We start from the raw sequence: 25,234 nt of genomic DNA, 5'->3' as shown, positions 1-25,234 counted from the left end.
CCCCGCCCGAACAGCTTATCCTCGGGTCTGCCATTGGATTGCTGCGCCTTGCGTTGAAGCGGGCCGGAACCTTCTGAATACTGGAAGTAAGCATCATTTCGACGTGGGGCGGTGGCAGCAATGAGCGGCGGGGCAGGGAATTTCCGGAAGCGCCTGGAACGCGCCGCTGAGGTCCGGTCCTACCGGGGTGCCGGCATCAGCGCCGAGGAGGAAGCCGCCCTCGATGCCCTCGATGCCCAGGAGCGGGAGAAGCGCAAGAAGGTCAGCGACGCCGCCCGTGCTGAGTATCTGGTGCGGGACGCGATGGCGCAGGGCAAATTCGACAACCTCAAGTATGCGGGCAAGCCGATTCCGGGGCTGGGGGAGTCTTACGACCCCGACTGGTGGGTCAAGGGACTCATCCAGCGCGAAAACATCAGCGGGCTGGGGCCGGCCGCCATTCTGCTCCGGACCGAGGACGCGGAACTGGACGCCAAGCTCGACGCGCAGTACACCGAACAGCAGGTACGGGATATCCTGGCCGACTTCAACCGCCGCGTCATCGACGCCCGGCGCCAGCTCCAGGGTGGCCCGCCCGTGATCACCAAGACGCGGGAGGTGCAGGAAGAGGTGCAGCGGTGGCGGGAGCGGCGCGCTGCCCGGGCCGAGCAGGCTCCGCTGCCTGAACCCGAACCACCGCGCTCGTGGTGGCAGCGGCTCTGGAAGGGTGCGGGCTAGTTGTATTGAGTGCAGCTAGTCCGGGTGCAGCTGGTCCGGCCCTGCCTCGAAGAGCTCGCACGTGGCGTTGTAGTACCTGTTGGTCTGTCCAAGGTGGGTCATCCCGATGCGCAGGCACACCCCCTGCGATGCCGTGTTCGCCGGTGCCGTCACCGCTACCACTCTCTCCAGTCCGCCGTCGAGCGCGGAGGCAAGAACGGCGGCGGCCGCTTCCGTGGCGTAACCGTGCCCCCAGTGGCCCGGGTGGAAGTGCCAGCCGATCTCCGTATCGCCCGAGGGCTGCAGCGGGAGCTCCTCACCCGACGCCGGAATGGACTTGAGGAGCAGGGTCCCGGCCAGTGGCGTTGTATTCCTGCGATGGGCTGCCTCTTTCAGCTGGACAGCCCAGGCGCCGTGGAGCGGGTGGTCCATGGCCTGCCACACGCGGATCCGTTCCTCGGCTTCGGCACGCTCCCTCATCACTTGTGGATGGTTGCCGATGAAGCGCTGCACCTCCCAGCGGGAGTAAAGGTCCAGCACGAAGCCGGCGTCCTCCGGTTCCCATGGGCGGAGAACCAGCCGCTCCGTTTCGAGGCTCTTCACCCCGCCCATCCTGCCACTTTGGCGGGACCGGGGTTAGCGGCTGGGTGTCGGGGAAGGATTCGGGCCCATCATGGCCGGCGGAGGCCCCGGGAATGGTGCCGCGGGGTAGAGCGGAGCCACGTTCACCATGTAGTTCGCCCACTGCGGACCGGCGATCATGAAGCCGTCAAGCCGGGGGTAGAAGGTCCCGTTGATAGTGACGTTCTGGCCGGACCGTTTTTGGCCTTCCAGTGCGTCGCCGAAGAAGGAGGCGGTTGAGAGTCCGGAGGTGTAACCCACCACCCAGGTGGACCCATTGTTGTTCGACGTTCCTGTTTTGGCTGCCGTGGGAACTTTGTCGTGCACCTTCGGGTTGATCCAGACGCCCGAGCCCTTCTTCAGGACATCCTGCAGCACATTGTTGACCCCGCGGGCCACATCGGGTTTGACCGCGTCCCGGCATTCGGTGGACTGCGCCGGCAGCTTGCCGCCGCTGGCATCGGTGATTTCCAGCAGCGCGATGGGGTTGCAGTAGCGGCCGTCGTTGGCGAAGGTTGCAAAGGCATTGGCCATGTGCAGGGGCGCAACACCGGTGGCCCCCAGCAGGTTGCCCAGTTGGTGCATGTTGATGGGACTGCCGTCCAGGCCGCTATGGAGGCCCACTGCATCCACCATCTTCTGGATCCCGCAGAAGTCCAGTTGGGTAGCCGATGCAAAAGTGGCGGTGTTGATGGAGTTGTACAGTCCGTAATTGACGGGCATCTTCCGGTAGAAGCCTTCTTCCGCGTTCTGCAGGTCATCTGCCGCGCCCAGCTCAGGATTGTTCTGCGCGGTGCTGTAGGCGCCCAATACCTTCCCGCAGCTGGAGCGCCACGGGAATCCCAAAGGGTAGACCCGCTTCGACGCGTCAACTTCGGCGGTGATGGTCTTGCCCTCATTCAGCCACTCAGCGAAAGTGAAAGGCTTCATGGTGGACCCGGTCTGGAACCCGCCGGCACCGTTCAGGTCGTTGCCCTGGGGGTCTTTGGAGTCCACGTTGAAGTTCAACTGTGTGTCGAACTTGCCCGGTTCGGGCAGGAAGACAGTGTTCTGCGCCATCGCCAGGATCTTGCCGGTTCCGGGCTGGATGCTCACCAGGGCCGCGCCCCAGCGGTCCGGGTTGGCCCCTGCCGTTCCGTCCACCTGTGCCTGGGCTGCCGCCTGCAGCCTGCTGTCCAGGGTGGTGGTGATGGTGAGCCCGCCCCGGTAGAGCTTCCGCTCCCGTTCAGTCTGGTTGGGCCCGAACGCCGGATTGTTCAGGATGAGGTGTGAGATGTAGTCGCAGAAATAGGGCGCCATGGAGGCGTTGGCGCAGCCCTGCCGCGCCGGGCTCACCTTCAGCTCTATGGGTGCGGCGACGGCCTCATCATGCTCTTGCTGGTTGATCTTCTCGAGCCGGAGCATCTCGTCGAGCACTTGGTTGCGGCGGGTCAGTGAGTTCTCCGGGTTGATTGCCGGATTGTAGAACGTGGGGCTGTTGACGAGACCCGCCAGGAGCGCGGACTGGGGAAGGTTCAGGTCCTTTGCCGTGGTGCTGAAGAAGTACCGGGCTGCTGATTCCACGCCGTAGGCGTCACTGTTGAAAAACACGATGTTCAGGTAGCCCTCAAGGATCTGGTCCTTGGTGTATTTTTTCTCCAGCGCGACGGCGAGCTTCATCTCCCGCAGTTTGTCGCCGATGTCTTTTTGCCCGCTCAGGATCACCTCGTCCGGCCTGTCCTGGGACAGCCTCGCCTCATTGATCACGTTGGTGACGTATTGCTGGGTGATGGTGGACGCGCCCTGCTGGTCGCCCTTGGTCAGATTGGCCACCACCGCCCGAAGGATCCCTTGCGGATCGAGGCCGGCGTGTTCGTAGAACCGGCTGTCCTCGATGGCAATGACAGCGTCTTTGATGTACGGCGACATCTGGTCCAGCGGGATCCGGACGCGGTTCTCGGCATAGAAGGTGGCAATGGGCTGGCCATCGGAGGTGAGGACTTTGGTGGATTGCGACGGCGGCTGGACCGTCAGTTCCTCCGGCAGGCTGTCGAAAAACCCGATGGAGGTGCTGACTCCGAATCCGGCCGCCGCGACTGCCGGGACCACCAGGCTGGCGGCCAGCACACCGCACATCACACTCGCCGCGAAGAATCCCAGGATCCTTCCCAGGGCAGAACCGCCACGGCGCCTGCGCTTCTTTTTCTTCGCCATTTTCCAGCCCTCGAGCTTGAAGAGTGCCACAAGACTACGTCCGGCCCGGCGCGTGATCCAGAGGATGGAAGGTCATGATTTGATGAAGTCTTCTATTGACTCGGCGATAGTTAGCGACATATCGTTAACTATCGCCGAAGAAGCGGTGACAATTAGAACATGAAAGGAAGATGCCACGATGAAAGGCACTTCAGAAGAGAATTTCCCCGGCCGGCAGCACGGCAGGGACAGGTTTGAACGCGGCCGTGGAAGGCGCGGACCACACGGGCACCGGGGCGGGGGCGTCGGGCCCGGCTTTGGCGGGGGATTCGGCCCCGGTTTGGGCGGCCCCGGACCAGGCTTTGGCCCCGGCTTCGGGCCCGGTTTTGGCCGTGGCCCGCGCAGGGCCAGCAGGGGCGACGTCCGCTCCGCCATCCTCTCGCTCCTGGCCGAATCACCCTCGAATGGTTACGGCTTGATCAAGGCCATAGCGGAAAAGACCGACGGCGCCTGGCGGCCAAGTCCCGGATCGATCTACCCCACGCTGCAGCAGCTGGTCGACGAGGAACTCATCACGCCGCTCAGCGAAGGCCGCGGGACGGAGTTCTCGCTCACGGATACCGGAAGGGCCTGGGTGGAAGAACACGCTGAGGAATTGGCGAACGCCTGGAACGCCGGGCCTGAAAGCCCGGACCGGGACTTCCACCAGAGCATCGGGAAGCTGATGGCCGCCATCCACCAGTTCCGGAGCGGGGTCACCCAGGAACAGCGGGCTGCTGCAATCGAGAAGCTGGACGAGACCCGCCGCGCGCTCTACAAGATCCTGGCGGACTGACGGGGCTCAGGCGAAGGAGTCTTCCTTGGCCTGGCGCTGGGGCACGGTTTCGCCGGCACCGGAAACAGCTTCGGTCGGAGCGTGCGTTGCTGCCGCGGGGTGCGGAACGGTGTGGTTCAGCGGGCGGAAGCCTCCGCCGATCTCCCCGAAGGCATACGCGCTCTCAGCGTGCTCGGCCAGGTCCACACCTGCGGTCTCCGCCTCGCGGCTGACCCGGAAGCCGATGGTCTTGTTGATGGCCCGGCCAATAATCAAGGTACCGAGCCCGGAGAGCAGCAGCGTGATGACCACGGCCACGGTCTGGGCAATGAGCTGCTGGACGCCGCCGCCGTAGAACAGCCCGCCGCCCTGGCCGTCCACCGGGAGGGCGATGAAGCCAAGCGCCAGGGTGCCGATGAGCCCGGCGCCCAGGTGGACGCCCACTACGTCAAGGGAGTCGTCCAGGCCAAAGCGGTACTTGAGGTCCACGAAGATGGCGCAGGCGGCACCGGCAACCAGGCCCAGGCCGATCGCGGCCACCGGGCTAATGTTGGCGCAGGACGGGGTGATGGCAACCAGGCCGGCCACCACACCGGATGCGGCGCCGAGCGAAGTGGGGTGTCCGTGGCGGACCTTCTCCGTGACCAGCCAGCTGAGCATGGCGGCAGCGGGGGTTACCAGGGTGTTGATCCAGATCAGGCCGGCCTGTTCCGCGGAAGTGGCCGCGCCGCCGTTGAAGCCGAACCAGCCAAACCATAGGATGGCGGCGCCCAGCATGATGAAGGGGATGTTGTGCGGGCGGTGGTTCGGGTCCTTGGCGAAACCGTGGCGCTGGCCGACGATCACGGCAAGGACCAGGGCTGCGGTGCCGGAGCTGATTTCCACTACTGCGCCGCCGGCAAAGTCGATCACCTGGCCAAAAACAGCGCTGACGGCTCCGCCGGCACTCATCAGTCCACCGCCCCAGATCATGTAGGCGAGCGGGCAGTAGACCACCGTGATCCAGATGGGGACAAACAGAGCCCAGGCGCCGAATTTGGCGCGGTCAGCGATGGCACCGCTGATCAGGGCAACCGTGATGATCGCGAACGTGGCGCTGTAGCCGGCCTTGATCAGGTCTGGGGAGCCCATCAGGTTTTGCAGGCCGAAGTTGGCGAAAGGATTGCCGAAGATGCCGAGCACGCCGTCGCCGGTGGTCATGGAGTAGCCCCAGAGAACCCAGATCACGCCGACAATCCCGGCGGAGATGAAGCTCATCATGATCATGTTCAGGGCTGCCTTTGCCCGCGTCATGCCGCCGTAGAAGAGGCCGAGCCCGGGCGTCATCAGCAGTACCATCGCGGCCGAAATCATCAGCCAGACATGTTGGGCAGAAATCTCCACCTGAAGGTCCCTTCGCAATTGCGCCTCGAAGCGGGGCGCTTTTCCAGGCCCTCGCATTTCCCCCGCAGTCCATCTTTCGCGGTTTGTGTTTCGGGAAACGCGCGCGAAAGTTGCGCGCGCGTTACAGAAAAGGCTCTTATGTGAAGTCGTCGTGTCGGCAATGTTTCAGCAATGTAAACAGCCGCCATCGACGCAGGACGGAGCGGGGCCTCAATGAGCAGGACGACCGCGGGGAGTCAGGCGGGCCGAAGCGATGCAAGGTGAGGTACCGCCGTCGTACGCAAAAATCTGTGGAGATTTCAGGGCCGTGAACAGAGACTCACCCTCGGCGCGCAGAAAATGCCCCCGAAGGGGCTCAGAACTGCCGGGCGTTCGCCAGCACGGGGAGCTTGGCGCGGACGTCGTCCACCACCGCGGGATCGATGTCCACGACGGCGAGTTCCGGCTTGCCGCCCAGCGCAACCACCGCCGAGCCCAGGGGAGTGATGACGGCGCTGTGGCCGATGCCCGTGGGAGCCGTGCCCGCGGGGCCGGCACCGATGGTTTCGGGGTCACCCTGGCCGCAGGCCACCACGAAAGTGGTGCTGTCCAGGGCCCGCGCCCGCACCAGGAGGTCCCACTGTTCCGCCTTGCCTTCGCCGGCTCCCCAAGAGGCGCAGACGATGTTCACCTTTGCCCCCGCACGGGCGTTGGCCGTGAACAGGGCGGGAAAGCGGACGTCATAACAGGTGGCCAGGCCAAACACCGTGCCGTTGACCTCAAAGGTCACCGGGTCCGTTCCCGCGTCCACCGTCCTGGACTCCTGGAAGCCGAAGGCGTCGAAGAGGTGCACTTTGTTGTAGGACGTGTCCACGCCGGGGCCGGTGACCAGCAGGGTGTTGCGGACGCGGCCGTCGTTCCCGGGGGTGAACATCCCGGCCACGATGGCGATGCCCAGTTCACCGGCAATTGCCCGGACCTTCTCAGCCCAGGGGCCAGTGAGTGGTTCCGCGATGTCCTTCAGGGAGTGGCCGAAGGAGCGCATGGCAGCCTCGGGGAACACCACCAGTTCCGCCCCGGCTGCTTTCGCCTCGGTGGCGTACTCCCGGATCAGTTCCAGGTTGGCTGCAGTGTCTGCGCTGCTGATGATCTGGGCGATTGCTAGACGCAAGGGTAGCTCCGTTCTGTTCGCATGCCGGGACGCCTCTGGCGCAACGATACCGCCAGAGGTGAGGGGAACAGATACGGCCTACTGCTTGTAGCCCTCGACTTCGCTGACTGGCCGGGCTTCGGCGTCGTTGGGGTTCTCGCCGGACTCCGCTTTGGCCCGGCGCTGGCGGAGCAGGTCCCAGCACTGGTCCAGCCGTTCTTCAACCTGCCGGAGCCGGGCCTGGTCCGGTGCCTGGCCGTCGCCGGATCCCTCGCGGAGGGTGTGTTCCTCCTCCACCAGGGCCTGGATGCGGGCCAAAAGATCTTCGTCGTTCATGTCTACCCCTTCCGCAGGAACGTTTCCCTCAGCGTACGCCTGTACCATCAAATTCATGCCCACTGTGCTTGATATGGCAGGTCCGATCCTGGAAATGCTCACCTGGTTGTGCCTGCCCGCGGGGCTGGGCCTGCTCTTCTACACGGGCTTCCTGCGCCGCTTTGTGCACCCGTGGGATGTGGCCGAAGCTGTGGTGTATTCGGACACCACTGGCGTGGGCTTCCGCTGGTTCGACCGCAAGTACCAGGTGCACCACGCGCCCATGTCGCCGCATGACATCAAGGACATGGCCGTGGGCGATACCCTCCCCATCTACTACCACCCCAAGCGGCCCACCCAGTGGCAGACGGCAGTGCCGGAAGAGCCCGCCAGGACCGCTGCGGTGCTGGGCCGTTGCCTCACCGCGATCGGTGCCGTTGCCCTGCTCGCCGGTTTTGTCCTTCCCATGTTCTAGGGGCCTGAACCGCGGGTGCTACCACGCGAGGACCACGGCGATGCCCAGGCCCCCCAGCGCAACCCCCGCAAAAGCGGTCCACAGCACTGCGGTGATGTCGGCGTCGAGCTTTTCCCTCGAAAGGCCGCGGGACCTGGCCCTGTAGCGGCGCCGCTGCGTCGCGTAGATAGCGAGCGCGGCGGCTGCCGAAACCGCGAACAGCAAAAGGATGGGCAGGCCGTGCCGGGGGAGCCAGCGCAGGAAGATGGCGCTGACCGTCACCAGCGCCAGTACGGTCCTGCCCCAGGCGAGGGTGGTCCGCTCCGGCTGCAGGCCGGGGTCGCCGTGGCTGCCGGCAGGGCGGGACGCGTCCATAGGGTCAGCGCCAGAGTATAAAGATGAGTACGACGGCGGCCGCCACCGCGCCTGCCCCGGCCAGCAGCGGCACGATGAGCGGCAGGGGCAGCGGGGCCTTGTTGCGCATGCTGCGCTCCACGCGCAGCCACCGCACGGCAGAGCCTGCGCTGAGCAGCATTCCCAGCAGGAGCAAGACCACCGCGAGGCCCTTCCGTACGGGCTCCAGGAAAAGATCGGCCGTGAACGCCTCGATGGCGATGCCGCCGGCCAGCAGTGCAAGCGACGTCCGGATCCACGCCAGGAACGTACGCTCGTTCGCAAGGGTGAACCGCGGGTCCGGTTCCTCGCCGCCGGGAAGCAGCCGCTCAGCGATTTTCCCGCGCGACGGCGGGTTCCCGGCATTGGCGGGCTGGTCGCTGTTGGTCACGGTGCCAGTCTAGCCACCGGCCTGTGGCCTGTGGGCCCGCAGGCTAGGCGGTGCGCAGCAGCACAGCCTTTGACGCCAGGTGGTCGCCGATGGGCAGCGCGGCCGTGGCGGCGGGCGAGGGTGCGTTCAGGACGTGGATCATCCGGGGCGTCTCGGCCAGGAGAAAATCGTGGATGAGCGTACCGTCGCGCCGGACCGCCTGCGCCCGGATCCCCGCCTCGTACGGCAGGAGGTCCTCCTTGGTGAGGCCCGGCGCGTATTTCCGGCATTCCTGCAGGTAGCTGCCCTTGAACAAGGAGTTCCGGACCTCCCGGACAGCGGTACGGGCATGTTCCCGGGCCACATGCCAGAGTCCGGGGAACCTCAGGTACCGGCCTACATCCCTGAGGTCCACCGAGAACTTGGGGTATCCCTCGCGGGACAGGCCCAGCACGGCGTTCGGCCCCACCGTGATGGTGCCGGCCACGGTGGGGGTGAGGTGGACGCCCAGGAAGGGCAGGGCGGGATCCGGTACCGGGTAGATCAGGTGCCGCACGTAGCTGGATTTATCTGCCGGGAGCTCAAAGTACTCGCCGCGGAAGGGAATGACCTGCACGTCGATGTCCACGCCCGCGAGCTCCGCCAGCCGGTCCGACTGCAGCCCGGCGCAGGCCACCAGTTTGCCGCAGCTGTAGCGGCTTCCGGAGGTGCTGACCTCAACCCTGTCCCTGTATTCGGTGATGGCGGTGACCCTTGCCCCGGTGATGACCTGTCCGCCTGCAGCAGTGATGAGCGCGGCCAGCTTCCGGGCCACTGCCGTGTAGTCAACAATGCCCGTGCTCGGAATGAACAGCGCGGCGAGCCCGGAGACGTTCGGCTCCCGCCGCCGCAGCTCCGGCTGGTCAAGCCGCTCGCACTCCAGGCCGTGGATGCCGGCCCGCACCTCCAGCTGGTCCAGCCGTCCCTGTTCCAGGGCAGTGGTGGCCACGAGCAGCTTGCCCGGCTCCTGGAACGGGATGCCGTGCTCCCCGCAGAACTCCTTTGTCTGTTGCGCGCCGGCCTTGCTGAAGCGGGCTTTGAGGCTGTCCGGGGCATAGTAGATGCCGGAGTGGATCACCCCGCTGTTGTGGCCGGTCTGGTGCGCGCCGAGTGTATCCGCCGCCTCCAGCAGGATCAGTGAGGCCCCGGGCTCCTTGCACAGCAACTGGTAGGCGGTGGCCAGCCCTACGATGCCGCCGCCAATAATGCAGTAGTCCGCATGCTCCACAGGTCCGCCCATCTGCTCACGTTTGCCGGCCGCGAAGGGGGGGCGGCAGTTCCTGCGATTCTGCAACACAACCGGCGTCCCGCCCAGCGTAAGCGGTACTCGATTATTGCCATGCCCACCGCACCGCGTGGCGCTTAGCGGAACCGGCGGCAGAAGAGCTGCAGGGAATTCCCTGCGCCCCACGGCGGTTACGGGAGTCATGGAGCGCATCGGATTCCTTTCATTCGGCCACTGGGGCCCTGGCCAGGGTTCACAGACCCGGACGGCGGCGGACGCCCTCCTCCAGGCCATTGACCTTGCCGTCGCCGCGGAAGAGCTGGGAGTGGACGGAGCGTTTTTCCGGGTCCACCACTTCGCCCGCCAGCAGGCATCGCCGTTCCCGCTCCTGTCCGCCATTGGCGCCCGCACCAGCCGGATCGAAATCGGCACCGGTGTGATCGACATGCGGTACGAAAATCCCCTGTACATGGCCGAAGAAGCGGCGGCAGCGGACCTCATCAGCGGCGGCAGGCTGCAACTGGGCATCAGCCGTGGTTCACCCGAGCCGGCGCGGCAAGGTGCAGCGGCATTCGGCTACCGCCCGGAACCGGGGGAGACCGACGCTGACATGGCCCGGCGGCACACCGCGCTGTTCCGGAAGGCCATCACCGGTGCCGGCGTGGCCGAAGCGGACCCCCGCTACGCCGGGGGTGCTACCGGCCTGCTGCCCGTTCAGCCGCAGTCGCCGGGGCTCGCCGAACGCATCTGGTGGGGCGCGGGCAGCCGGAAGACCGCGGTCTGGGCTGCGGAGATGGGGATGAACCTCATGAGTTCCACCTTGCTGACCGAGGATACCGGCGTTCCCTTCCACGAACTCCAGGCCGAACAGATCCAGCTGTTCCGGGACGCCTGGGCGGCAGCAGGCCATCAGCACGCACCCCGGGTCTCGGTGAGCCGCAGTGTGCTTCCCATCGCCGACGAGGAGGACCAGCGTTACTTCGCCGGCAGTGCTTTGCGGGACAGCCGCGACCAGGTGGGGATCATCGACGGGTTGACCGCCCGGTTCGGAAAGAGCTACGTGGGGGCTCCTGACGTCCTGGCCGAAGAGCTCGCTGCCGATACCGCAGTGCGGGCCGCTGACACCCTGCTCCTCACCGTGCCCAACCAGCTCGGCGTCGATTTCAACGCCAAGCTGCTGGGCAACGTGGTCCGCCACATTGTCCCCGCCCTCGGCTGGAAGGCGGCCCGATCCTGACACGATAAGCGCCGGCAGCGCCGCCGCCGTCCCCCCTGGGTAAACATCAGTCCGCGGATCCGCATCCGAGGTATAATAAGCATGCTTACTGAAGTTCGGGGGAACCTTCCGCATACCGCAGCCGTTACTCTTATAGTGCGGCTTTGGGGGCTTAGCGCCCCCACTACAGCGTGACTGCGGAACGGTCATATGACGGAAAGAGAGAAATATGGCCCGCGCCGTTTTAGGCTTTATCCCATGATCCGGCTACGTCAGCTGGCCCAGGCGGCCTCGGTGCTTACTACGCCCTTGGCGCCGGAAGACATCCTCGCGCTGTTCAACCCCGTCTACTCCGCGCGGCAGCTTCGCGGCGTGGTCACCCGGGTGGTCCAGGAGACCGCGCAGTCGGCAACCATTTTTTTCCGGCCCGGCCGCGGCTGGCACTCACACCTTGCAGGCCAATGGGCACGCATCGGCGTCGAACTCGACGGCGTCCGCCACTGGCGGTCCTACTCGCTCAGCGCCCCCGCAGGCAAGGACCCCGCCATCACGGTCACCGACGTCGGGGCAGTCTCCGGCACGCTGGTCCGCACCACGAAACCCGGTGACGTCCTTTTCCTCGCACCCCCGCAGGGTGATTTCGTGCTTCCCGAGCACCCCCGCCCCCTGCTCATGGTCACTGCGGGCAGCGGCATCACTCCGGTGATGTCCATGATCCGCACCCTTGTTCCACGGCGCCCGGATGCCGACGTCGTCCTGGTGCACTCAGCCCGCACCCCCGGCGACAGCCTCTTCCGGGAGGAACTCGCCGAGCTCGCGGACCAGTTCCCCAACTTCCGCCTCGCGCACTGGTTCACCGGCGAACAGGGCCGGATGGACCTGACCAACACCGCCCAGCTGGACGAGATCTGCCCGGACTGGAAGGAACGCGCCGCCTACGCCTGCGGCCCGGACAGCTTCCTGGACGACGCCGAGGCACTGTGGAAGCGCGCAGCGCTGACCACAGCAGCGCCCGGCTCCGACGTGGCAGTGGCCGGCAGCGCCGGCAACCTGATGATCGAACGCTTCAACACCACCTTCGCCGGCGGTGTCGGGTTCGACGGCGGCCTGGTCACCTTCGAAGCCTCGGACCGGGAAGTCCAGGCCGACGGCGACACCCCCATCCTGGACATCGGGGAGGACGCCGGGGTGCTGATGCCCAGCGGCTGCCGCATGGGTATCTGCCACAGCTGCCTCACTCCACTCCTGTCCGGGCAGGTGCGTGACCTCCGCACCGGGGAAGTCCACGGCGAACCCGGCCAACTGATCCAAACGTGTGTCTCGGCAGCCGCCGGACCCGTCAACCTCGAAATCTGAGGAGCACCACGGTATGTCTGTAATTTCACCCAGCAAGGCCACACCCACCGGCGGCAGCTCCGCCGGGGGCTCACGGACGCGTCCCGGAAAGCTTGCCGAATCCGGCAGCCCCACGGTCCGCCCGCCCGCGGCCGCCCACCTCAGTGACGAGCAGGTGGCCGAACTCGGGCGCGAACTTGATGCCATCCGTGACGAGATCCTGGCCAAGCGCGGAGCGGAAGATGCCGCGTACATCCGCCGCGTGATCAAGATCCAGCGCGGCCTGGAGATCTCCGGCCGGGCCGCCCTGCTGGTCAGCAAGAACAAGGCCGCGTGGGTCACCGGCACCACCCTGCTGAGCCTGGCCAAGATCCTGGAAAACATGGAGATCGGGCACAACGTCCTGCACGGCCAGTGGGACTGGATGCGGGACCCTGACATCCACTCCACCACCTGGGAGTGGGACTTCGTCACGCCGTCGCGCTCCTGGCAGCACACCCACAACGACCTCCACCACCGCTGGACCAACGTGGTGGGCAAGGACAACGACGTCGGATACAACCTCCTGCGGATGGACGAACAGCAGCCGTGGAAGCCCATCAACCTGGCCAACCCGCTGTTCAACGCCATCCTGGCGCCCCTCTTCGAGTGGGGCATCGCCATCTACGACCTTGAGCTCACGGAGTTCAAGGAAGGCACGAAGTCCAAGGAAGCGCTGCTCAAGGACCTCAAGGCCCTCGGCAAAAAGGTTGTCACCCAGTTCACCAAGGACTACGCCGCAACCCCCGCAGTCGCGATGCTGACAGGCTCGGGCAAGCAGGCGCTCTATGGAACCCTGACGGCCAACGCGGTACGGAACGTCTGGGCCCACGCAGTCATCTTCTGCGGCCACTTCCCTGAAGGCACCGACACCTTCACGGAGGAAATGGCGGAAGGCGAAACCCGCGGCGACTGGTACATCCGCCAGATGATCGGCTCCGCCAACATCTCCGGGTCAAAGTTCATGCACATCATGACAGGCAATTTGTCGCACCAGATTGAGCACCACCTGTTCCCCGACCTGCCGTCCAACCGGTATGCAGAGGTGGCGCCCAAGGTCCGGGAAATCTGCCAGCGCTACGGCTTGAAGTACACCACCGGGCCGCTGCTGAAGCAGGTTGGATCAACCTGGGGCAAAATCTTTAAACTGGCCCTCCCGGGTAAGGCTGCACGGGCCTAGGCTCAACCGCCCTACCTAAAAGCACTGACTGCACCTCCGGCCCCGGGAACCACCCCGGGGCCGGAGGTGCCGTCATTTCCCCGCCGGATCAGACGCTCTCTCACTTAACGCGGCGTTTCCTTAAACGCTCTCTCACTTAACGCGGCGTTTCCGCAAACGCTCTCTCATATAACGCGGCGTTTCCGCGAACGGTCTCTCACTTTCCGCGGTCCACCGCGCATAATTGATCCCACAGCCGCCCGGCCAATGGAGGAATCATGCGGATTGTCGGAGTACTTATCGTCATCTGGCTGATCATCGGCGGCGTGGCTGCCTGGCAGCGCGGCTACTTCGGCGCAGCACCGGGGAACTGTGCCCAGGCCGGCACTGTAGCAATCACCATTGCCGCGGGCCCGCTGAATTACATGGGCGTCAACCCCAAAATAACCTGCGAGTTGCCGCAGCCATCCCAGTAGAGCGGCACGGCGGAGCACTGGGTAGGAGCTCGACGCCGGAAGTGGGAGCTGTGCGTCTGATCCGGGTGCTGTGCGCCTAGAGTGGGAATTGCGCGGGCCAGGCAGCTTTTTCGCCCGCACCGATCCCACAGTCTCGAAAGGACCGCCGCGATGGCCTTCATCACCGTTGGAACTGAAAACAGCACTGATACCGAGCTCTACTACGAGGACCACGGCTCGGGGCAGCCCGTCGTGCTGATCCATGGCTACCCACTGGACGGCGCCTCCTGGGAGAAGCAGACCACCGCCCTGCTGGATGCCGGCTACCGCGTGATCACCTACGACCGGCGCGGCTTCGGGAAATCGAGCAAGACCACTGAGGGCTACGATTACGACACCTTCGCCGCGGACCTCAACACCCTCCTGACTGCTTTGGACCTGAATGACGCCGTGCTGGTTGGCTTCTCCATGGGCACCGGTGAAGTGGCCCGGTACCTGGGCAATTACGGATCTGCCCGGGTTGCAAAGGCCGCATTCCTGGGTTCCCTGGAACCGTTCCTGTTGAAGACCGATGAGAACCCGGACGGTGTCCCGCAGGACGTCTTCGACGGCTTGAAAGAGGCTGTGACCGCAGACCGGTTTGCCTTCTTCACCGAGTTTTTCAAGAACTTCTACAACAGCGACACGTTCCTCGGCACGCCCCGCCTCAGCCAGGAGGCTGTCAACGCCAGCTGGAACACCGCATCCAACGCCGGTGCCACGGCCTCCGTTGCGGCACAGGCCACGTGGATCACGGACTTTCGCGGGGACATCCCGAAGATCGACGTTCCGGCACTGATCCTCCATGGCACCGCGGACAACATCCTCCCCATCGACTCGACCGGACGCCTGTTCGCCAAGGCCCTGCCCGACGCCGAATACGTGGAGATCGAGGGCGCCCCGCACGGCCTTCTGCTGACCCACGCGGCTGAGGTCAACGAAGCACTGCTGCGCTTCCTCGCCAAGTAGCCCGCGCATAACGCGCAGACTTCCGGCGACGGCGGGAGGCCGCCGTCGCCGGAAGTGATGGAGCGTTGGGTGAAAGGCGACGTTAAGTGAGAGAGCGTTGGGTGAAAGGCGACGTTAAGTGAGAGAGCGTTGGGTGAAAGGCGACGTTAAGTGATGGAGCGTTGGGTGAAAGGCGACGTTAAGTGAGAGAGCGTTTGGGGTTACCAGCGCGGGCCGCCGCCTCCGCCGTCCGGGCCCTGCTCGGCGGTGTACTCGCCTGCGGTGACTGTTCCCTGCTTGGCGGCGTCGTCCAGTGAGCCTTCGCCGAGCCCGGCGCTGACTGTTGCCGTGCCGCCGGTGTACACCGTGTATTCCTCGCCGGCGGTGATAGCCGCGGAGGAGTACACCAGCGAGGCGGTGGCCTTGGTGGTGACGAACGCGGCCACGACGTGCCCGGATGAATCGGCAACCTGGATGACAGTTCCGGCCGGAACCGACGACCCCAGTGTCACCTGCACCCCGGACTGGGTGGAGGACCCGCTGGGGGTGACCACCATTCCTGCACTTCCGGCGGCGGCAACCGTTCCACCGGTCACGGCCAGCTCGCCGTTGACATCCAGGGCACCGTTTCCGTTGTTGGTGGGGCCGTTGACCACCACCGTTCCGCCCGAGATGCTGGCGTTGCCGTTGGAATCAAGGCCGTCGCCCTGGGCGTTGATGGTGAGCACGCCGCCGGTGACCTCCACGGTGAAATCGCCCACTTCCATGCTTCCGCCACCCATGCCGCCCCCCATTCCGCCACCGCCCGACGTGGAGGTGGAGCTGCCGCCCGAGGCGTTTACGCCGTCGTCGTTGGAGGTGACGGTTGCGGTGCCGCCGGAAACCACAATGTGCTGGGCCTCGAGGCCTTCTTCCGATTCCTCCACGGTGGCCGTGCCGGCCGCGATGGTCAGGGTGTTGTAGGCCTTGATGCCGTCATCTCCGGCGCTGACGTTGATGGTTCCGCCGTTGATCAGGAGCCAGCCGCGGCCCTCGTCCTCGTCGTTGTCCGACTTGAACCCGTCGCCGGCCGCGGACACCTGGTAGGCGCCGTCCAGCAGCACGGCGTAGTCCTTGCCCACGATGCCGTCATCAGCGGCATCCACGGTCACGGAGCCGGAGGCGAGGACCAGGCCGTCCTTCGAAGAGATCCCGTCGTTGTACTTGCCGTCCACGGTCAGCGATCCGCTGCCGGCAAGGGTCAGGTCCGCCATGGAGTAAAGGGCTGCATTGGGTGCGTCCGACCCCTGGTCCGCGTAGGTGGCCGCGTCCGTGAGCGTGTTGGTGCTGCCGTCCTCGAGGTAGACGATGGCCTCATTGGCGCTCTGTACTACGAAGGGGGAACCTGTGGAGCTGGTGATGCTGGCATCATCGAGGATGATCCGCACCACGTCCTCTTCGCCTGCGGCCACCACCACCTGGCCGTCAGAGAGTGACCCGCTCAGGCGGTAGGTGCCTGCCGCGGTGATGGTGACGGTGTCGCCGACGACCTTTACTGCGTCCGACGACGTGCCGTCGGCTTTGCTGGCGCCGTCGGCCAGTGTCACGGCTACTTCGGAGGCGGCGTCCCAGGTGAGGTCGTCGGCGTCGTAATGCGTGTCCTCGGCCAGGGTGTCCAGGGAAACGGCCTGCGTGGTGCTGGAGGCGGTGCCCGAACTGGCAGCGGAGGAGGTGCCGCTGATGGCGGAGACACCGGTGGGAGGGGTGCTGGCAACGGAGCAGCCGGCGAGCCCGAGTGCGGTGGCCAGGGCGGCGACGGAGAGGTAAGAGCGGAGGTTCTTCATGGCGAGGGTCCTTAGGGGAAAGTGGGGAAGCTGTTGGGTGTGGGACTAAGCCGCCGGGCGGAGCGACAGGCTGCGGCGCAGCGTCCGGTTCCAGCGGTTGGCGGGCAGGTCCGGGCAGAGCGCCGCCATTCCGGTGGCGAACTTGGAGATCCTGGACGGGCGCACGCCGTGGGCCCAGAGGTGCCGGTCGAGCGGGCCGGCGGTGGAGCCTGACTTGGTTTCGAGGATTACCGCGTCGTCCAGCACCCAGGCCCGCCCGCCGGGACGCTGCCAGGTCACGTCGGTGTCGATCGTGGCCCGGCTTCCGGACTCCGGGAGGAACAAGGTGGTGCGGTTGTACCTGGTTTCGAGCACTGGCGCGAGCCGTCCGGAAGGCATTGCGCCGACGGAAGCCGTCAACGTTTCACGGACGTAGCCCAGGCCCTCCGGCGTCAGGCGGGCGCGGTCTGCCAGCTCGTAGGGGATGCGTTCCTTGACCGTTGCCTCGCGGGCGCCTTCGGTCTTGACCTCCAGGAAGCTCACTGCGCTGTCTATGTAGGTCCGGGTGCGGATCTTGTAGCGGCGCCGGCGGCCGTGGGCGGCCAGCAGGTAGCTGTCCAGGGCGGCGGTGTCGAAGTAGACGGAGTCGTAGGCGAAGCTGCGGGCACCGTCCATCTCGAGCACCCGCACGTCCGTGCGGAACGAGTCCAAGAGCCGGCGGGCGAGCCCGGCGGGAACCACGTATTTCCGGTCAACCCGGGTCTGGAGTGCCGCTTCGCTGTTGAGCTCCTCAAGGCCCACCGGAGGCAGGAAGGGAAGATTGCCGACGACGTCTGTTCCGGTGGTGCTCATGCGGCACCGGCCTGGGAATGGACCATGGCAGCGGGCTCGGCGGGTCCGTGTGCGGGCTGGGTGAGCCGGTGGGTTGCCGAGGTGCCGGCCGGGATGCTCACCTGGGCGGGGAAGGCTGCGGGGGAGTAGGCGAACCGGACATCAACGATGGTTTTGTCGTTGACCAGGTCCAGTTCCTGGATGGTGGCCGAGTGGACCTTGCCGTGCAGGACGTCCTCCAGCCGGGCGTAGAGCTCGCCGTCTTCGGCCACGGCGCGGTCCAGGATGACGGTCTGGTGGCGGTAGGAAGGCAGGACGCGCGGGTGGTCTCCCACGAACATCACCATCACGATCAGGGCCATCAGCGAACCCGTGAGCCAGAGCGGCTCGATGCCCAGTCCGGCGATCAGGCCGAGTGCCAGTGCCGAGAAGTAGTAGGCCACCTCGTGCTGGGCAAGCTCGGTGGAGCGGAGCCGGATGATGGACAGGACGCCGAAGAGGCCCAGTCCCAGGCCCAGGCCGGCGGCCGAACCGGACAACGCCGTGGCCACGGCCAGGACGCCGACATTCATGCCCAGGTAGGACACCACCAGGTCGCGGCGGCGGTGCCGGCGGAGATACAGGGCGAAGGTCAGGATGCTGATGGCCGCAAGGTCGGCGACGATAAAGATCAGTGAGTTCATGGGATTCTCCGGGGTGTATTCGGTGGGCTTGTCTTTACTTTCCGGCCCCAAGCTGTGCAGCTGCTGTGCGGGAACCTAGCCGGATATATGAGTGCGGGCTGGTGTTTCGCTGGGTATGCTGCCGGTACTTTGACGGGCAGTTTTGCCGGCGAAGAGCCACCGCTGCTGCACGGCGAAGCTGGCCGCCAGCAGGATGACTTCCGCGAGGATCTTGGCCGGCAGGGCAGGCAGTCCGGAAGCTTCGAGCAGCCAGATCAGCCCGAAATTCGCGGCGAGCAGGACGGCAGCGAGGCTGAAGTAGCGCAGGCCGGTGGCACGGGCCGGCTTGTCCCTGCCGTGTTCGAAGACCACGTTCCGGTTGACCATGAAGTTCACGACGGAGCTCACCGCCCGGGCGCCAAGCACTGCCAGGAGCAGCGAATCGATGACCAGTGTGAGCAGCAGGAAAAGGATGGTGTCCAGCAGGAAGGCCGTAAACGAGGAGGCAAGGAACTTCAGGAGCGGTGCATAGATGCGCACGGAATCCGCAAAGGGACGGAAATGCGAGCCCGAGTTGTGGTCCAGGTAGACGGTGGCAATCTCCACGGACTGGATGGCGTAGCCGCTGTTCCGGGCCTCAAGCAGCAGGTTCAGCTCGTATTCGTAACGGTCCCCACGGACCGACCTCAGCCACGGGATCATGGCGGAGGGGTAGCCGCGGAGGCCGGTCTGGGTATCGGGGATGCGTTCACCGGTGGCGAGTGTGAACAGCGCCTTGGTGGCGCTGTTGCCGAGCCTGCTCCGGGCGGGGACGTTGCCGGTGAAGCTGCGGCTGCCCAGCACCATGGTGGCCCAGCGGTGTTCCGCCCTGTTTTCCTGCAAAGTCGCTGCCACACTGAGGATGTCCACCACCGTGTGCTGGCCGTCGCTGTCGGCGCAGACCACGTCGTGGCCGGGAAGGTTGTCGGCAATGAAGCCGAGGCCGGTTTTGAGGGCGAAGCCCTTTCCGCGGTTGCGCCCGTAACTGATGACGTGGCACCCAAGTGCCCTGACGCCGTCGAACACGTGACGGTAGTCCGGGCCGCTTCCGTCATCCACCACGAGGATGGGAACCGACGGTTCGGCGCTGCGGATGCTGCGGATGAGGGCGGGGAGCTGCTGGTCCGGCTCGTAGGCCGGGATCAGGATGATCATGGCGGGCCTACTGCCCGATGTACAGGATGTCGGAGGTGCCGCGTTCCTTGTTTTCACCCAGCGGGTTGTTGACCAGGCTGCCGTTGAAGTACATGGTGGAGGAGCCGCCGCCGTCGATGTTGTAGGCAGTGGTGGCACCAAGGCCCTGCATGATTTCGGCGAGCCCGGTCATGGTGACGCCGGCACTGTAGCCGGGGCTGCGGCCGTCCACCACCACAAACACCAGGTGGTTCTCGTCAATGATTCCGACGGCGGTGCGCGGCTGTTCGCCCTGGATGGAGTGGTTGCCGAAGTTCGTGTCCACCTCAACGTCTTCGATGCCGCTTGCCACTTCGCCGTTGTCCAGCAGGGACGGGCCGAAGGAGAGGGTGTTCCAGACACCGTCCGCCACCAGCTGGTCGGCGGTGGTGGCGGTTTCGTCGTAGACCTTTACCGTTCCGTCGCGGTAAAAGGCCAGGCCCTGGCGGGCGCCCTCGTCCCGGAACACCACGCCGTTGCGGATCACGATGCCGGTATCGCGGAAGCCGTAGTAGTCGCCGTTGATCGCGAAGACCGCGTTGTTGGCTTCGGCGATGGCTGAGGTGGTTTCGGTGATGTTTTCACCGAAGCTGTCGTTAGCGAAAGCGGATTGCAGGGTGGTGGCATCATCGAGTACGACGTCGGCCACGTAGTAGGTGACTGTGCTGTCCCCGCTCCCGGTGGTCACCGTGGAGATATTGATGTTGGAGCTGTCTGACACGTAGGAGGTGTCAGTGGTGACGGCGCTCGTGGAGGAGGCGTCCGCCGTCGTGCTGGTTGATCCTGTGGAGGTGCCTGCCTTGCTGGCCTCGTAGGCGGAGACATCGGAGATCTCCACGTGCTGGATAACGAAGCGGTCCAGGGCCCATGCGGTGGCGCCGCCGGCTGAGATGGTGAGGGCAACGGCCCCTGCAACGACGGCGCGCCGGAAGCGGGTGCCTTTACGTAGTTTGTTCTGCTGAGGAGTCATGCCCCATTTCTAGGCAGGCAAACTAGCAGAGGGATTTGCCCGGTATGTGTGGAACCTGTGAAAGGGAGGCATCGGGGACGGGAGCAGGACAGAGCTGTTGTGCAAGGTCCTGCAGTTCCTTGGGGTGGAAGGGTTTGGTGAGGTACGCGGCGGCACCGGAGGCCATGCCTGCCAGCACGTCGTCGTTCTCGGACCTGGCTGTGAGGAACAGGAGGGGAGCCTTGCTCAAGGCACGGACGGCGCGGGCCACCACATGCCCGTCCATATCCGGCAAACCCAGGTCCAGTGTGATCAGCGAGACGGCCGGATCTGCCGCTGCGGCAATGCCCTCGGCCCCGGTGGCCACAGCTTTGACCTCGAAGCCGGCGCGTTTCAGCACCACAGTGACCAGCCCGCGGATATCGTCGTTATCCTCGACCACTACGCAGACGCGTTTCTTTTCCATTGGAGCCCCCCGGCGAAGTAGGCATCAGTCTACCGCCGCAGGACCGGCTATGCCTGAGGCGCGATTGAGACAGGACGACTTGGCAGTAACCGCTACCCGTCGTAGTGGGTACGGGCAGGGCCCTGGCCGAGCGAGTTGACCACTGAGGCGGCCACGTCGTGCAGCTTGGCGTTGCGCGTGCTGGATGCAGTCTTCAGGATTTCGAAGGCGTCCTGCTGGCTGCACCTGTTCTGGGCCATGATGATGCCCACCGCCATATCTATCACTGTCCGTGATTCCAGCGTGGCCCGAAGGTTGGCCGCCGTCTCGCTGTAATGGGCAAAGCGCACCGCCAGCCGCAGCGCGAGGGAGGTCTGGCTGACGAAGTCCTCGGCGAACTCCAGCACCCGGGACCCAAAGCGGTGGGGGCGGCTCGAGTACAGCAGCAGCGCCGCTTTCGTTTCACCTTCCAGCTGGAACGGCACGGCCAGAACTGAACGGATGCCCTGGCTCAGCAGGGACGCGGAATACTCCGGCCACTGGCCGTCCTCGCGCACGTCCGGCACAGAGACTGTTGCCTGGGACGTGGAGGCTTCCATGCTGGGCGTCTGGTTGAACTCGTATTCGAGCCGGGCCACGGCCTCGGCGGCCGGACTGCTGCTGGCCACCGTGGCGGCCTTGCGTTGCCGCAGCAGCGTGATGGCGCACAGCATCTCGTCGCCGGGCTCGGACAGCTTGCGGGCGGACACCTGCGCCAGTTCGTTAAGGAAGTCCTCAACGTCAGAGCTGTTGAGGACGAGTTCATGCAGGTGCTCAGTTATTGAAGTATCGGTTTTTGCTGTTGACTCGCTGGCCACGGTTTTCTGGTGCCATTCGCTCAGGTCAAAACGAGCCGGCGACGTGCCCCGTCCGCTCGCAAGCGGTTGGCGGCTGAGGTCGCTGGATTCGACGAACTTTCCAACGGCCTGCTGCTAAACCGATATCCAGAAGTATATACAGCTCTGGCCTGTGGCAACGTCGCTTTTCGGGCGGGCGTGGCACCCGGTGCACTGCCTCAAAACTGAGTACTCCCCGCCCAATCCAAGAAGCCTGTTCCAACGACGGTTCCAAAAAACCAGTACCACCACGCGTTGTTTGCGTTTCCGGGGCCCGGAAGTATGGGCGTCATCAAGCAGCCGGAAGCATGTTCCCGTAGCGGTTCCCGATGGCTGTGCGTCTCAGATCAGTCTCACCCTCAGCCAAAGGAGCCTCACTCATGCGCAAAATGACGAAGAAAAACAAGGTCCTGGCAGCAGCCGGAGCACTGGCCCTGGTGGCCGGCGGCGGCGGAGCTGCCTACGCCTACTGGACCACCACGGGTTCGGGCAACGGTACCGCGACCAACTCGGCCGGCGGCGGCACCGTCACCCTGCACGCGAACTTTGACGGCGGCCTCACCCCGGGAAGCAGCGTTGCCGTCGGCTACACCGCGGACAACGCCGATGCGAACACCAGCACCAAGGTGGGCGCCCTGAGTGCCAGCGTTGCCACGAATGTTTCGGGCTGCCTGCCCGAGTGGTTCAGCGTCACCGCCGTTACCAGTAACACCACGGTCGCCAAGGCTTCCGAAGGCACGTCAGTTGGCAGCGGAGTCCTGACGTTCAATGACAGCGCAACAGTCGACCAAAGCGCCTGCAAGGGTGCCATTGTGACCATCAACGTCAAGAGCCTGTAACAGTTCGCCGGCGGGGAGGAGCAGCACCTCCCTGCCGGCGGATTCCAAATCCTCCCGCTCGAGCCAGGCCAGAAGGGCTTTCAGTGCAGAACACATCCGGGCACTTCCGCACAGCCATGCGAAGAACCACCACAGCAGTGAGGGTGCTGCTGCTGGGGCTTTTGGTCATGCTCGTCTCGGCGGGCTCCATCTTCGCCGCCAGCCAGGGCGGGAACCAGGGCAACAAGACGGGCGTCACCATACAGGTGAACCCTTCCAGCAGGACGGCAGGCCAGGGCGGCACCGCCAGCTATACGGTCTCGCTTTCCTCCGCCAACGGGTTCAGCGGCAACGTCACCCCCACCATCTCCGGCCTTCCGGCCAATACGACGGCGGCCTTCGCACCAGCGTCTGTCACGCTGGCTTCGGGAAAGAGCACCACGGCCACCCTGACGGTGGTGACGCAGGCAACCACTCCCGAGGGTAAAGCGGACCTGACCATAGCCACCGCGGCCGGCACGAGCCAGGCCACCGGCGTCGTGGTCCAGCTGATTGTCCAGGCTTCCCAAAAGACCTTCACCATCTCAGGGAACCTGGGCGCGCCACTATCGCCTGGTGCAACTCTTCCCCTCAACCTTTCCATCGCGAACCCCAACAATAAGAGCCTGGCACTGTCCAGCCTGTCGGTCTCCGTCGCCAACGTGACCAGGAACCAGGCTGCGGTCGCGGCAGGGCTTCCCTGCACACCGGGGGATTACGTCGTGACCAACTACAGCGGCCAGTATCCGCTGACGGTTCCGGTGGGGACGTCGACGCTCCAATCACTAGGGCTTCCGCAGAATCTGTGGCCCCGGATCGCCATGCTGGACACCAATTTGAACCAGGACGGCTGCAAGGGCGCCACGCTCCAGCTCGCCTACTCCGGAGCAGGGGAGGGGAACTGACATGACGATCACACCGAAACGGACCACCCGACGGCTGGCTGCCAAGTCAGCGGCAGCAGCCGTCGCCCTCTGCCTGGCAACAGGAGCCGGCGGAGCCTACGCCTACTGGGCAGCAGTAGGCGCCGGTTCCGGAACCGGCACCAACGGCACCATGCAAACTGTTGCCGTTGTGGCTCTCGTTGCCGGTGACGGCACGCAAAACAGTCTCGTCCCGGGCGGCACCGCCGATGTTGCCGTCCGGGCGTTCAACCCCAACAGCTTCCCGGTCAACGTGCAGGCCATCCGGGGCAATGGCGCCGCGACTGCGGACGCCAGCCATCCCGGCTGCACCGCCACCGGCGTGACGTTCATTGACCCGGCCGCCCCCCTTGCGCCCGCGGTCACGATCCCGGCGAACACGTCAGTGCTCATCACCTTGCCCGGAGCGGCGGCAATGTCGCTTGCTTCGTCGTCGGGTTGCCAAGGTGCGACCTTCAACCTGCCCGTCACCTTGGAGGCCCGGAAATGATCCGCCCCAATCAGGCCATTCAGCCGCTTGAGCCCCCGCGCAGCACCCAGCCCCGCCGGCGCAAACTTACCCGCATCGCCGGAGTGCTGGCCGCCGCCGTCATCATTTCCTCGGGTGGTCCGGCAGCCAACGCTTTCTGGCAGACGCTGGGCAGCAACGCCGGCGTCAGCAGGGCCGACTCGATCCCCGCGGTTGCGGCGCCCGGCGCGACAGTGTCGGGCGGTTCCGCGTCGGTCACCTGGAAGCAGGGCACGACGGCGGAAGGCCGACCGGTTGCCGGCTATACCGTTGCGCGGTACTCGTCCGCCAGCGGGGGGACCTGGGTTGCCGGCACAGGGGGCTGCGCCGGAACCATCACTGCCTTAACCTGCAGCGAGGCTTCCCTGCCCGCCGGGACCTGGTACTACACCGTCACGCCGGTCCTCGGGGCGTGGGCAGGCGTTGAGTCTGCACGAAGCACTGGAGTGATTGCGGCTGCGGCTGACACCACACCGCCGGCCACGCCAAGCATCACAGCCCCGGCGCTGATTACCGGTGCTCCAGCCACGCCAAACAGCGCCAACGTGACCAGCGTGCCAGTAACGTTCTCGGCCGAACAGGGCTCTTCAGTAAGAGTCACTGCTACCGATACCCCGCCTTCCGGCGGTACGGCGCAGAGCGTCTTCCAGGTGTTGACGGCAACTGGCTCCAACCAGACGGCGACCTTCAACCTCTCGGCGCTCAGGGACGGAACCATCACCTACACTGCGGTGGCTACCGACGCGGCGGGCAACATCAGCGGCGCTGGAATCGCGACCTCAGCCAAGGATGCGACCGCGCCGGCTGTCTCGGCCGTATCGCTTGGCAACGGGGGAAGCCAGTTCATCGCTGACGCTGGAGACAAGGTTGTGGTGACGTTCTCGGAGCCCCTGCTTCCTTCCACCATTTGCAGCGGTTGGACGGACCCTTCCGGTATCAAATCCGTAAATGGCACCCTCACTATCGCCGGAGGGAACTCCTTGAAGTTCACCAGCACCGACCCCGGGTGCCCATCAATCAGGTTCGGGACGGTGACGCTCAACGGGAACTACTCAGCGGGCGGCGACCTTAGCTTCAATTCGTCACTGGCATGGAACCCCGGCACGCTCCAACTCACCGTCAACCTGGTAAGCCTGGCTAGCGGCACGCCGACAACAAAACAGGGAAACGTGCTGCCAACATACACTCCGGCTTCCGGGCTGTCTGACGGCGCCGGAAACCTCCTTCCTGCCGGACCCGTCCCGGGGACCAACTCGAGGTTCTAGATAGAACTGAAACCCACTGCCAGCCTTCGGTTCCGCTCCCGGAGGCTGGCATTGTGCTCCCCGTTATGGGCAGAATAGGGCAGCGCCGGGGCTGCCGGCGGCG

27 protein-coding genes are annotated in these 25,234 nt (G+C 65.4%); 12 read left to right on the top strand and 15 right to left on the bottom strand.

Going from position 1 to position 25,234, the window contains the following annotated elements; all coding sequences use genetic code 11:
• Positions 1-120: 120 nt before the first annotated feature.
• Positions 121-717: a DnaJ family domain-containing protein gene (locus tag AC3A4Z_RS06870; RefSeq protein ID WP_493972058.1), complete on the top strand. Its 597-nt coding sequence runs from the start codon at positions 121-123 to the stop codon at positions 715-717.
• 15 nt (positions 718-732) lie between these two features.
• Here the strand turns inward: AC3A4Z_RS06870 and AC3A4Z_RS06865 are convergent, their stop codons facing one another.
• Positions 733-1,308, bottom strand: a complete 576-nt coding sequence (locus AC3A4Z_RS06865; protein WP_498710886.1) for a GNAT family N-acetyltransferase — start codon at positions 1,306-1,308, stop codon at positions 733-735.
• Positions 1,309-1,332: 24 nt separating this feature from the next.
• Positions 1,333-3,510 (bottom strand): transglycosylase domain-containing protein, encoded by a 2,178-nt coding sequence (locus AC3A4Z_RS06860; RefSeq protein ID WP_498711129.1) that lies wholly within the window; start codon positions 3,508-3,510, stop codon positions 1,333-1,335.
• Positions 3,511-3,688: 178 nt separating this feature from the next.
• On the opposite strand from AC3A4Z_RS06860, the gene AC3A4Z_RS06855 reads away from it, so the two are divergent.
• Positions 3,689-4,324, top strand: coding sequence for a PadR family transcriptional regulator (locus tag AC3A4Z_RS06855; protein WP_498710885.1), 636 nt, complete (start codon positions 3,689-3,691; stop codon positions 4,322-4,324).
• A gap of 6 nt (positions 4,325-4,330) precedes the next feature.
• Here AC3A4Z_RS06855 and AC3A4Z_RS06850 read toward each other — a convergent pair whose 3' ends face one another.
• The 3 genes from AC3A4Z_RS06850 to AC3A4Z_RS06840 all read right to left on the bottom strand — a co-directional run bounded on the left by AC3A4Z_RS06850 (position 4,331) and on the right by AC3A4Z_RS06840 (position 7,151).
• Positions 4,331-5,686, bottom strand: a complete 1,356-nt coding sequence (locus AC3A4Z_RS06850; protein ID WP_498710884.1) for an ammonium transporter — start codon at positions 5,684-5,686, stop codon at positions 4,331-4,333.
• Between the two features lie 355 nt (positions 5,687-6,041).
• Positions 6,042-6,836 (bottom strand): carbon-nitrogen hydrolase family protein, encoded by a 795-nt coding sequence (locus tag AC3A4Z_RS06845; RefSeq protein ID WP_498710883.1) that lies wholly within the window; start codon positions 6,834-6,836, stop codon positions 6,042-6,044.
• Positions 6,837-6,914: 78 nt separating this feature from the next.
• Positions 6,915-7,151 (bottom strand): DUF2630 family protein, encoded by a 237-nt coding sequence (locus AC3A4Z_RS06840; RefSeq protein WP_493972009.1) that lies wholly within the window; start codon positions 7,149-7,151, stop codon positions 6,915-6,917.
• 55 nt (positions 7,152-7,206) lie between these two features.
• On the opposite strand from AC3A4Z_RS06840, the gene AC3A4Z_RS06835 reads away from it, so the two are divergent.
• Positions 7,207-7,605: a hypothetical protein gene (locus tag AC3A4Z_RS06835; RefSeq protein ID WP_050053672.1), complete on the top strand. Its 399-nt coding sequence runs from the start codon at positions 7,207-7,209 to the stop codon at positions 7,603-7,605.
• A gap of 18 nt (positions 7,606-7,623) precedes the next feature.
• Here the strand turns inward: AC3A4Z_RS06835 and AC3A4Z_RS06830 are convergent, their stop codons facing one another.
• From AC3A4Z_RS06830 to lhgO, 3 genes are read right to left on the bottom strand one after another with little or no spacing between them, the layout of a single operon-like run.
• Complete coding sequence (locus AC3A4Z_RS06830; protein ID WP_498710882.1) at positions 7,624-7,959, bottom strand: DUF202 domain-containing protein; 336 nt, start codon at positions 7,957-7,959, stop codon at positions 7,624-7,626.
• 4 nt (positions 7,960-7,963) lie between these two features.
• Positions 7,964-8,368, bottom strand: coding sequence for a YidH family protein (locus tag AC3A4Z_RS06825; protein WP_498710881.1), 405 nt, complete (start codon positions 8,366-8,368; stop codon positions 7,964-7,966).
• A 43-nt stretch (positions 8,369-8,411) separates the two neighbouring features.
• Positions 8,412-9,626 carry an L-2-hydroxyglutarate oxidase gene (gene lhgO, locus AC3A4Z_RS06820; RefSeq protein WP_498710880.1) on the bottom strand — a complete coding sequence of 405 codons (1,215 nt, stop codon included), beginning with the start codon at positions 9,624-9,626 and terminating at the stop codon, positions 8,412-8,414.
• A gap of 187 nt (positions 9,627-9,813) precedes the next feature.
• Here lhgO and AC3A4Z_RS06815 point away from each other — a divergent pair, with 187 nt between their 5' ends.
• From AC3A4Z_RS06815 to AC3A4Z_RS06795, 5 genes are all read left to right on the top strand, one after another.
• The gene (locus AC3A4Z_RS06815) at positions 9,814-10,848 is read left to right on the top strand and encodes an LLM class flavin-dependent oxidoreductase (RefSeq protein WP_498710879.1); all 1,035 of its coding nucleotides are present in this window, start codon (positions 9,814-9,816) and stop codon (positions 10,846-10,848) included.
• A 237-nt stretch (positions 10,849-11,085) separates the two neighbouring features.
• A complete protein-coding gene (locus tag AC3A4Z_RS06810; protein WP_493972013.1) occupies positions 11,086-12,183 on the top strand; it encodes a 2Fe-2S iron-sulfur cluster-binding protein in 1,098 nt (365 codons plus the stop codon).
• A 13-nt stretch (positions 12,184-12,196) separates the two neighbouring features.
• Entirely contained in the window at positions 12,197-13,381 is a 1,185-nt protein-coding gene (locus AC3A4Z_RS06805) for a fatty acid desaturase family protein (RefSeq protein WP_498710878.1), read from the top strand.
• Positions 13,382-13,638: 257 nt separating this feature from the next.
• Complete coding sequence (locus tag AC3A4Z_RS06800) at positions 13,639-13,836, top strand: hypothetical protein (protein ID WP_498710877.1); 198 nt, start codon at positions 13,639-13,641, stop codon at positions 13,834-13,836.
• A gap of 150 nt (positions 13,837-13,986) precedes the next feature.
• Entirely contained in the window at positions 13,987-14,823 is an 837-nt protein-coding gene (locus tag AC3A4Z_RS06795) for an alpha/beta fold hydrolase (RefSeq protein WP_498710876.1), read from the top strand.
• Positions 14,824-15,023: 200 nt separating this feature from the next.
• Here AC3A4Z_RS06795 and AC3A4Z_RS06790 read toward each other — a convergent pair whose 3' ends face one another.
• From AC3A4Z_RS06790 to AC3A4Z_RS06760, 7 genes are all read right to left on the bottom strand, one after another.
• A complete protein-coding gene (locus AC3A4Z_RS06790) occupies positions 15,024-16,625 on the bottom strand; it encodes a carbohydrate-binding domain-containing protein (protein ID WP_498710875.1) in 1,602 nt (533 codons plus the stop codon).
• 45 nt (positions 16,626-16,670) lie between these two features.
• The gene (locus AC3A4Z_RS06785; RefSeq protein WP_498710874.1) at positions 16,671-17,456 is read right to left on the bottom strand and encodes a polyphosphate polymerase domain-containing protein; all 786 of its coding nucleotides are present in this window, start codon (positions 17,454-17,456) and stop codon (positions 16,671-16,673) included.
• Entirely contained in the window at positions 17,453-18,118 is a 666-nt protein-coding gene (locus tag AC3A4Z_RS06780) for a DUF4956 domain-containing protein (RefSeq protein ID WP_498710873.1), read from the bottom strand. Before AC3A4Z_RS06780 ends, AC3A4Z_RS06785 begins: the two co-directional genes overlap by 4 nt.
• 75 nt (positions 18,119-18,193) lie before the next feature.
• The gene (locus AC3A4Z_RS06775) at positions 18,194-19,291 is read right to left on the bottom strand and encodes a GtrA family protein (protein ID WP_498710872.1); all 1,098 of its coding nucleotides are present in this window, start codon (positions 19,289-19,291) and stop codon (positions 18,194-18,196) included.
• Positions 19,292-19,298: 7 nt separating this feature from the next.
• Positions 19,299-20,279 (bottom strand): phosphodiester glycosidase family protein, encoded by a 981-nt coding sequence (locus tag AC3A4Z_RS06770; protein ID WP_498710871.1) that lies wholly within the window; start codon positions 20,277-20,279, stop codon positions 19,299-19,301.
• A 22-nt stretch (positions 20,280-20,301) separates the two neighbouring features.
• Positions 20,302-20,724 (bottom strand): response regulator transcription factor, encoded by a 423-nt coding sequence (locus AC3A4Z_RS06765; protein WP_498710870.1) that lies wholly within the window; start codon positions 20,722-20,724, stop codon positions 20,302-20,304.
• A gap of 92 nt (positions 20,725-20,816) precedes the next feature.
• Positions 20,817-21,560 (bottom strand): GAF and ANTAR domain-containing protein, encoded by a 744-nt coding sequence (locus AC3A4Z_RS06760; RefSeq protein ID WP_498710869.1) that lies wholly within the window; start codon positions 21,558-21,560, stop codon positions 20,817-20,819.
• A 398-nt stretch (positions 21,561-21,958) separates the two neighbouring features.
• On the opposite strand from AC3A4Z_RS06760, the gene AC3A4Z_RS06755 reads away from it, so the two are divergent.
• From AC3A4Z_RS06755 to AC3A4Z_RS06740, 4 genes are all read left to right on the top strand, one after another.
• The gene (locus AC3A4Z_RS06755) at positions 21,959-22,417 is read left to right on the top strand and encodes a hypothetical protein (protein ID WP_498710868.1); all 459 of its coding nucleotides are present in this window, start codon (positions 21,959-21,961) and stop codon (positions 22,415-22,417) included.
• 83 nt (positions 22,418-22,500) lie between these two features.
• A complete protein-coding gene (locus AC3A4Z_RS06750; RefSeq protein WP_498710867.1) occupies positions 22,501-23,340 on the top strand; it encodes a COG1470 family protein in 840 nt (279 codons plus the stop codon).
• A gap of 1 nt (position 23,341) precedes the next feature.
• On the top strand, positions 23,342-23,848 hold the full coding sequence (locus AC3A4Z_RS06745; RefSeq protein WP_498710866.1) for a hypothetical protein: 507 nt from the start codon (positions 23,342-23,344) through the stop codon (positions 23,846-23,848).
• Complete coding sequence (locus AC3A4Z_RS06740; protein ID WP_498710865.1) at positions 23,845-25,131, top strand: hypothetical protein; 1,287 nt, start codon at positions 23,845-23,847, stop codon at positions 25,129-25,131. The genes AC3A4Z_RS06745 and AC3A4Z_RS06740 overlap by 4 nt, the downstream gene beginning before the upstream one ends.
• Positions 25,132-25,234 lie beyond the last annotated feature (103 nt).

The sequence above is a fragment of the Arthrobacter sp. Soil_C_49 genome (assembly GCF_057656635.1).
This window is presented reverse-complemented; position numbering and strand designations above follow the sequence as displayed.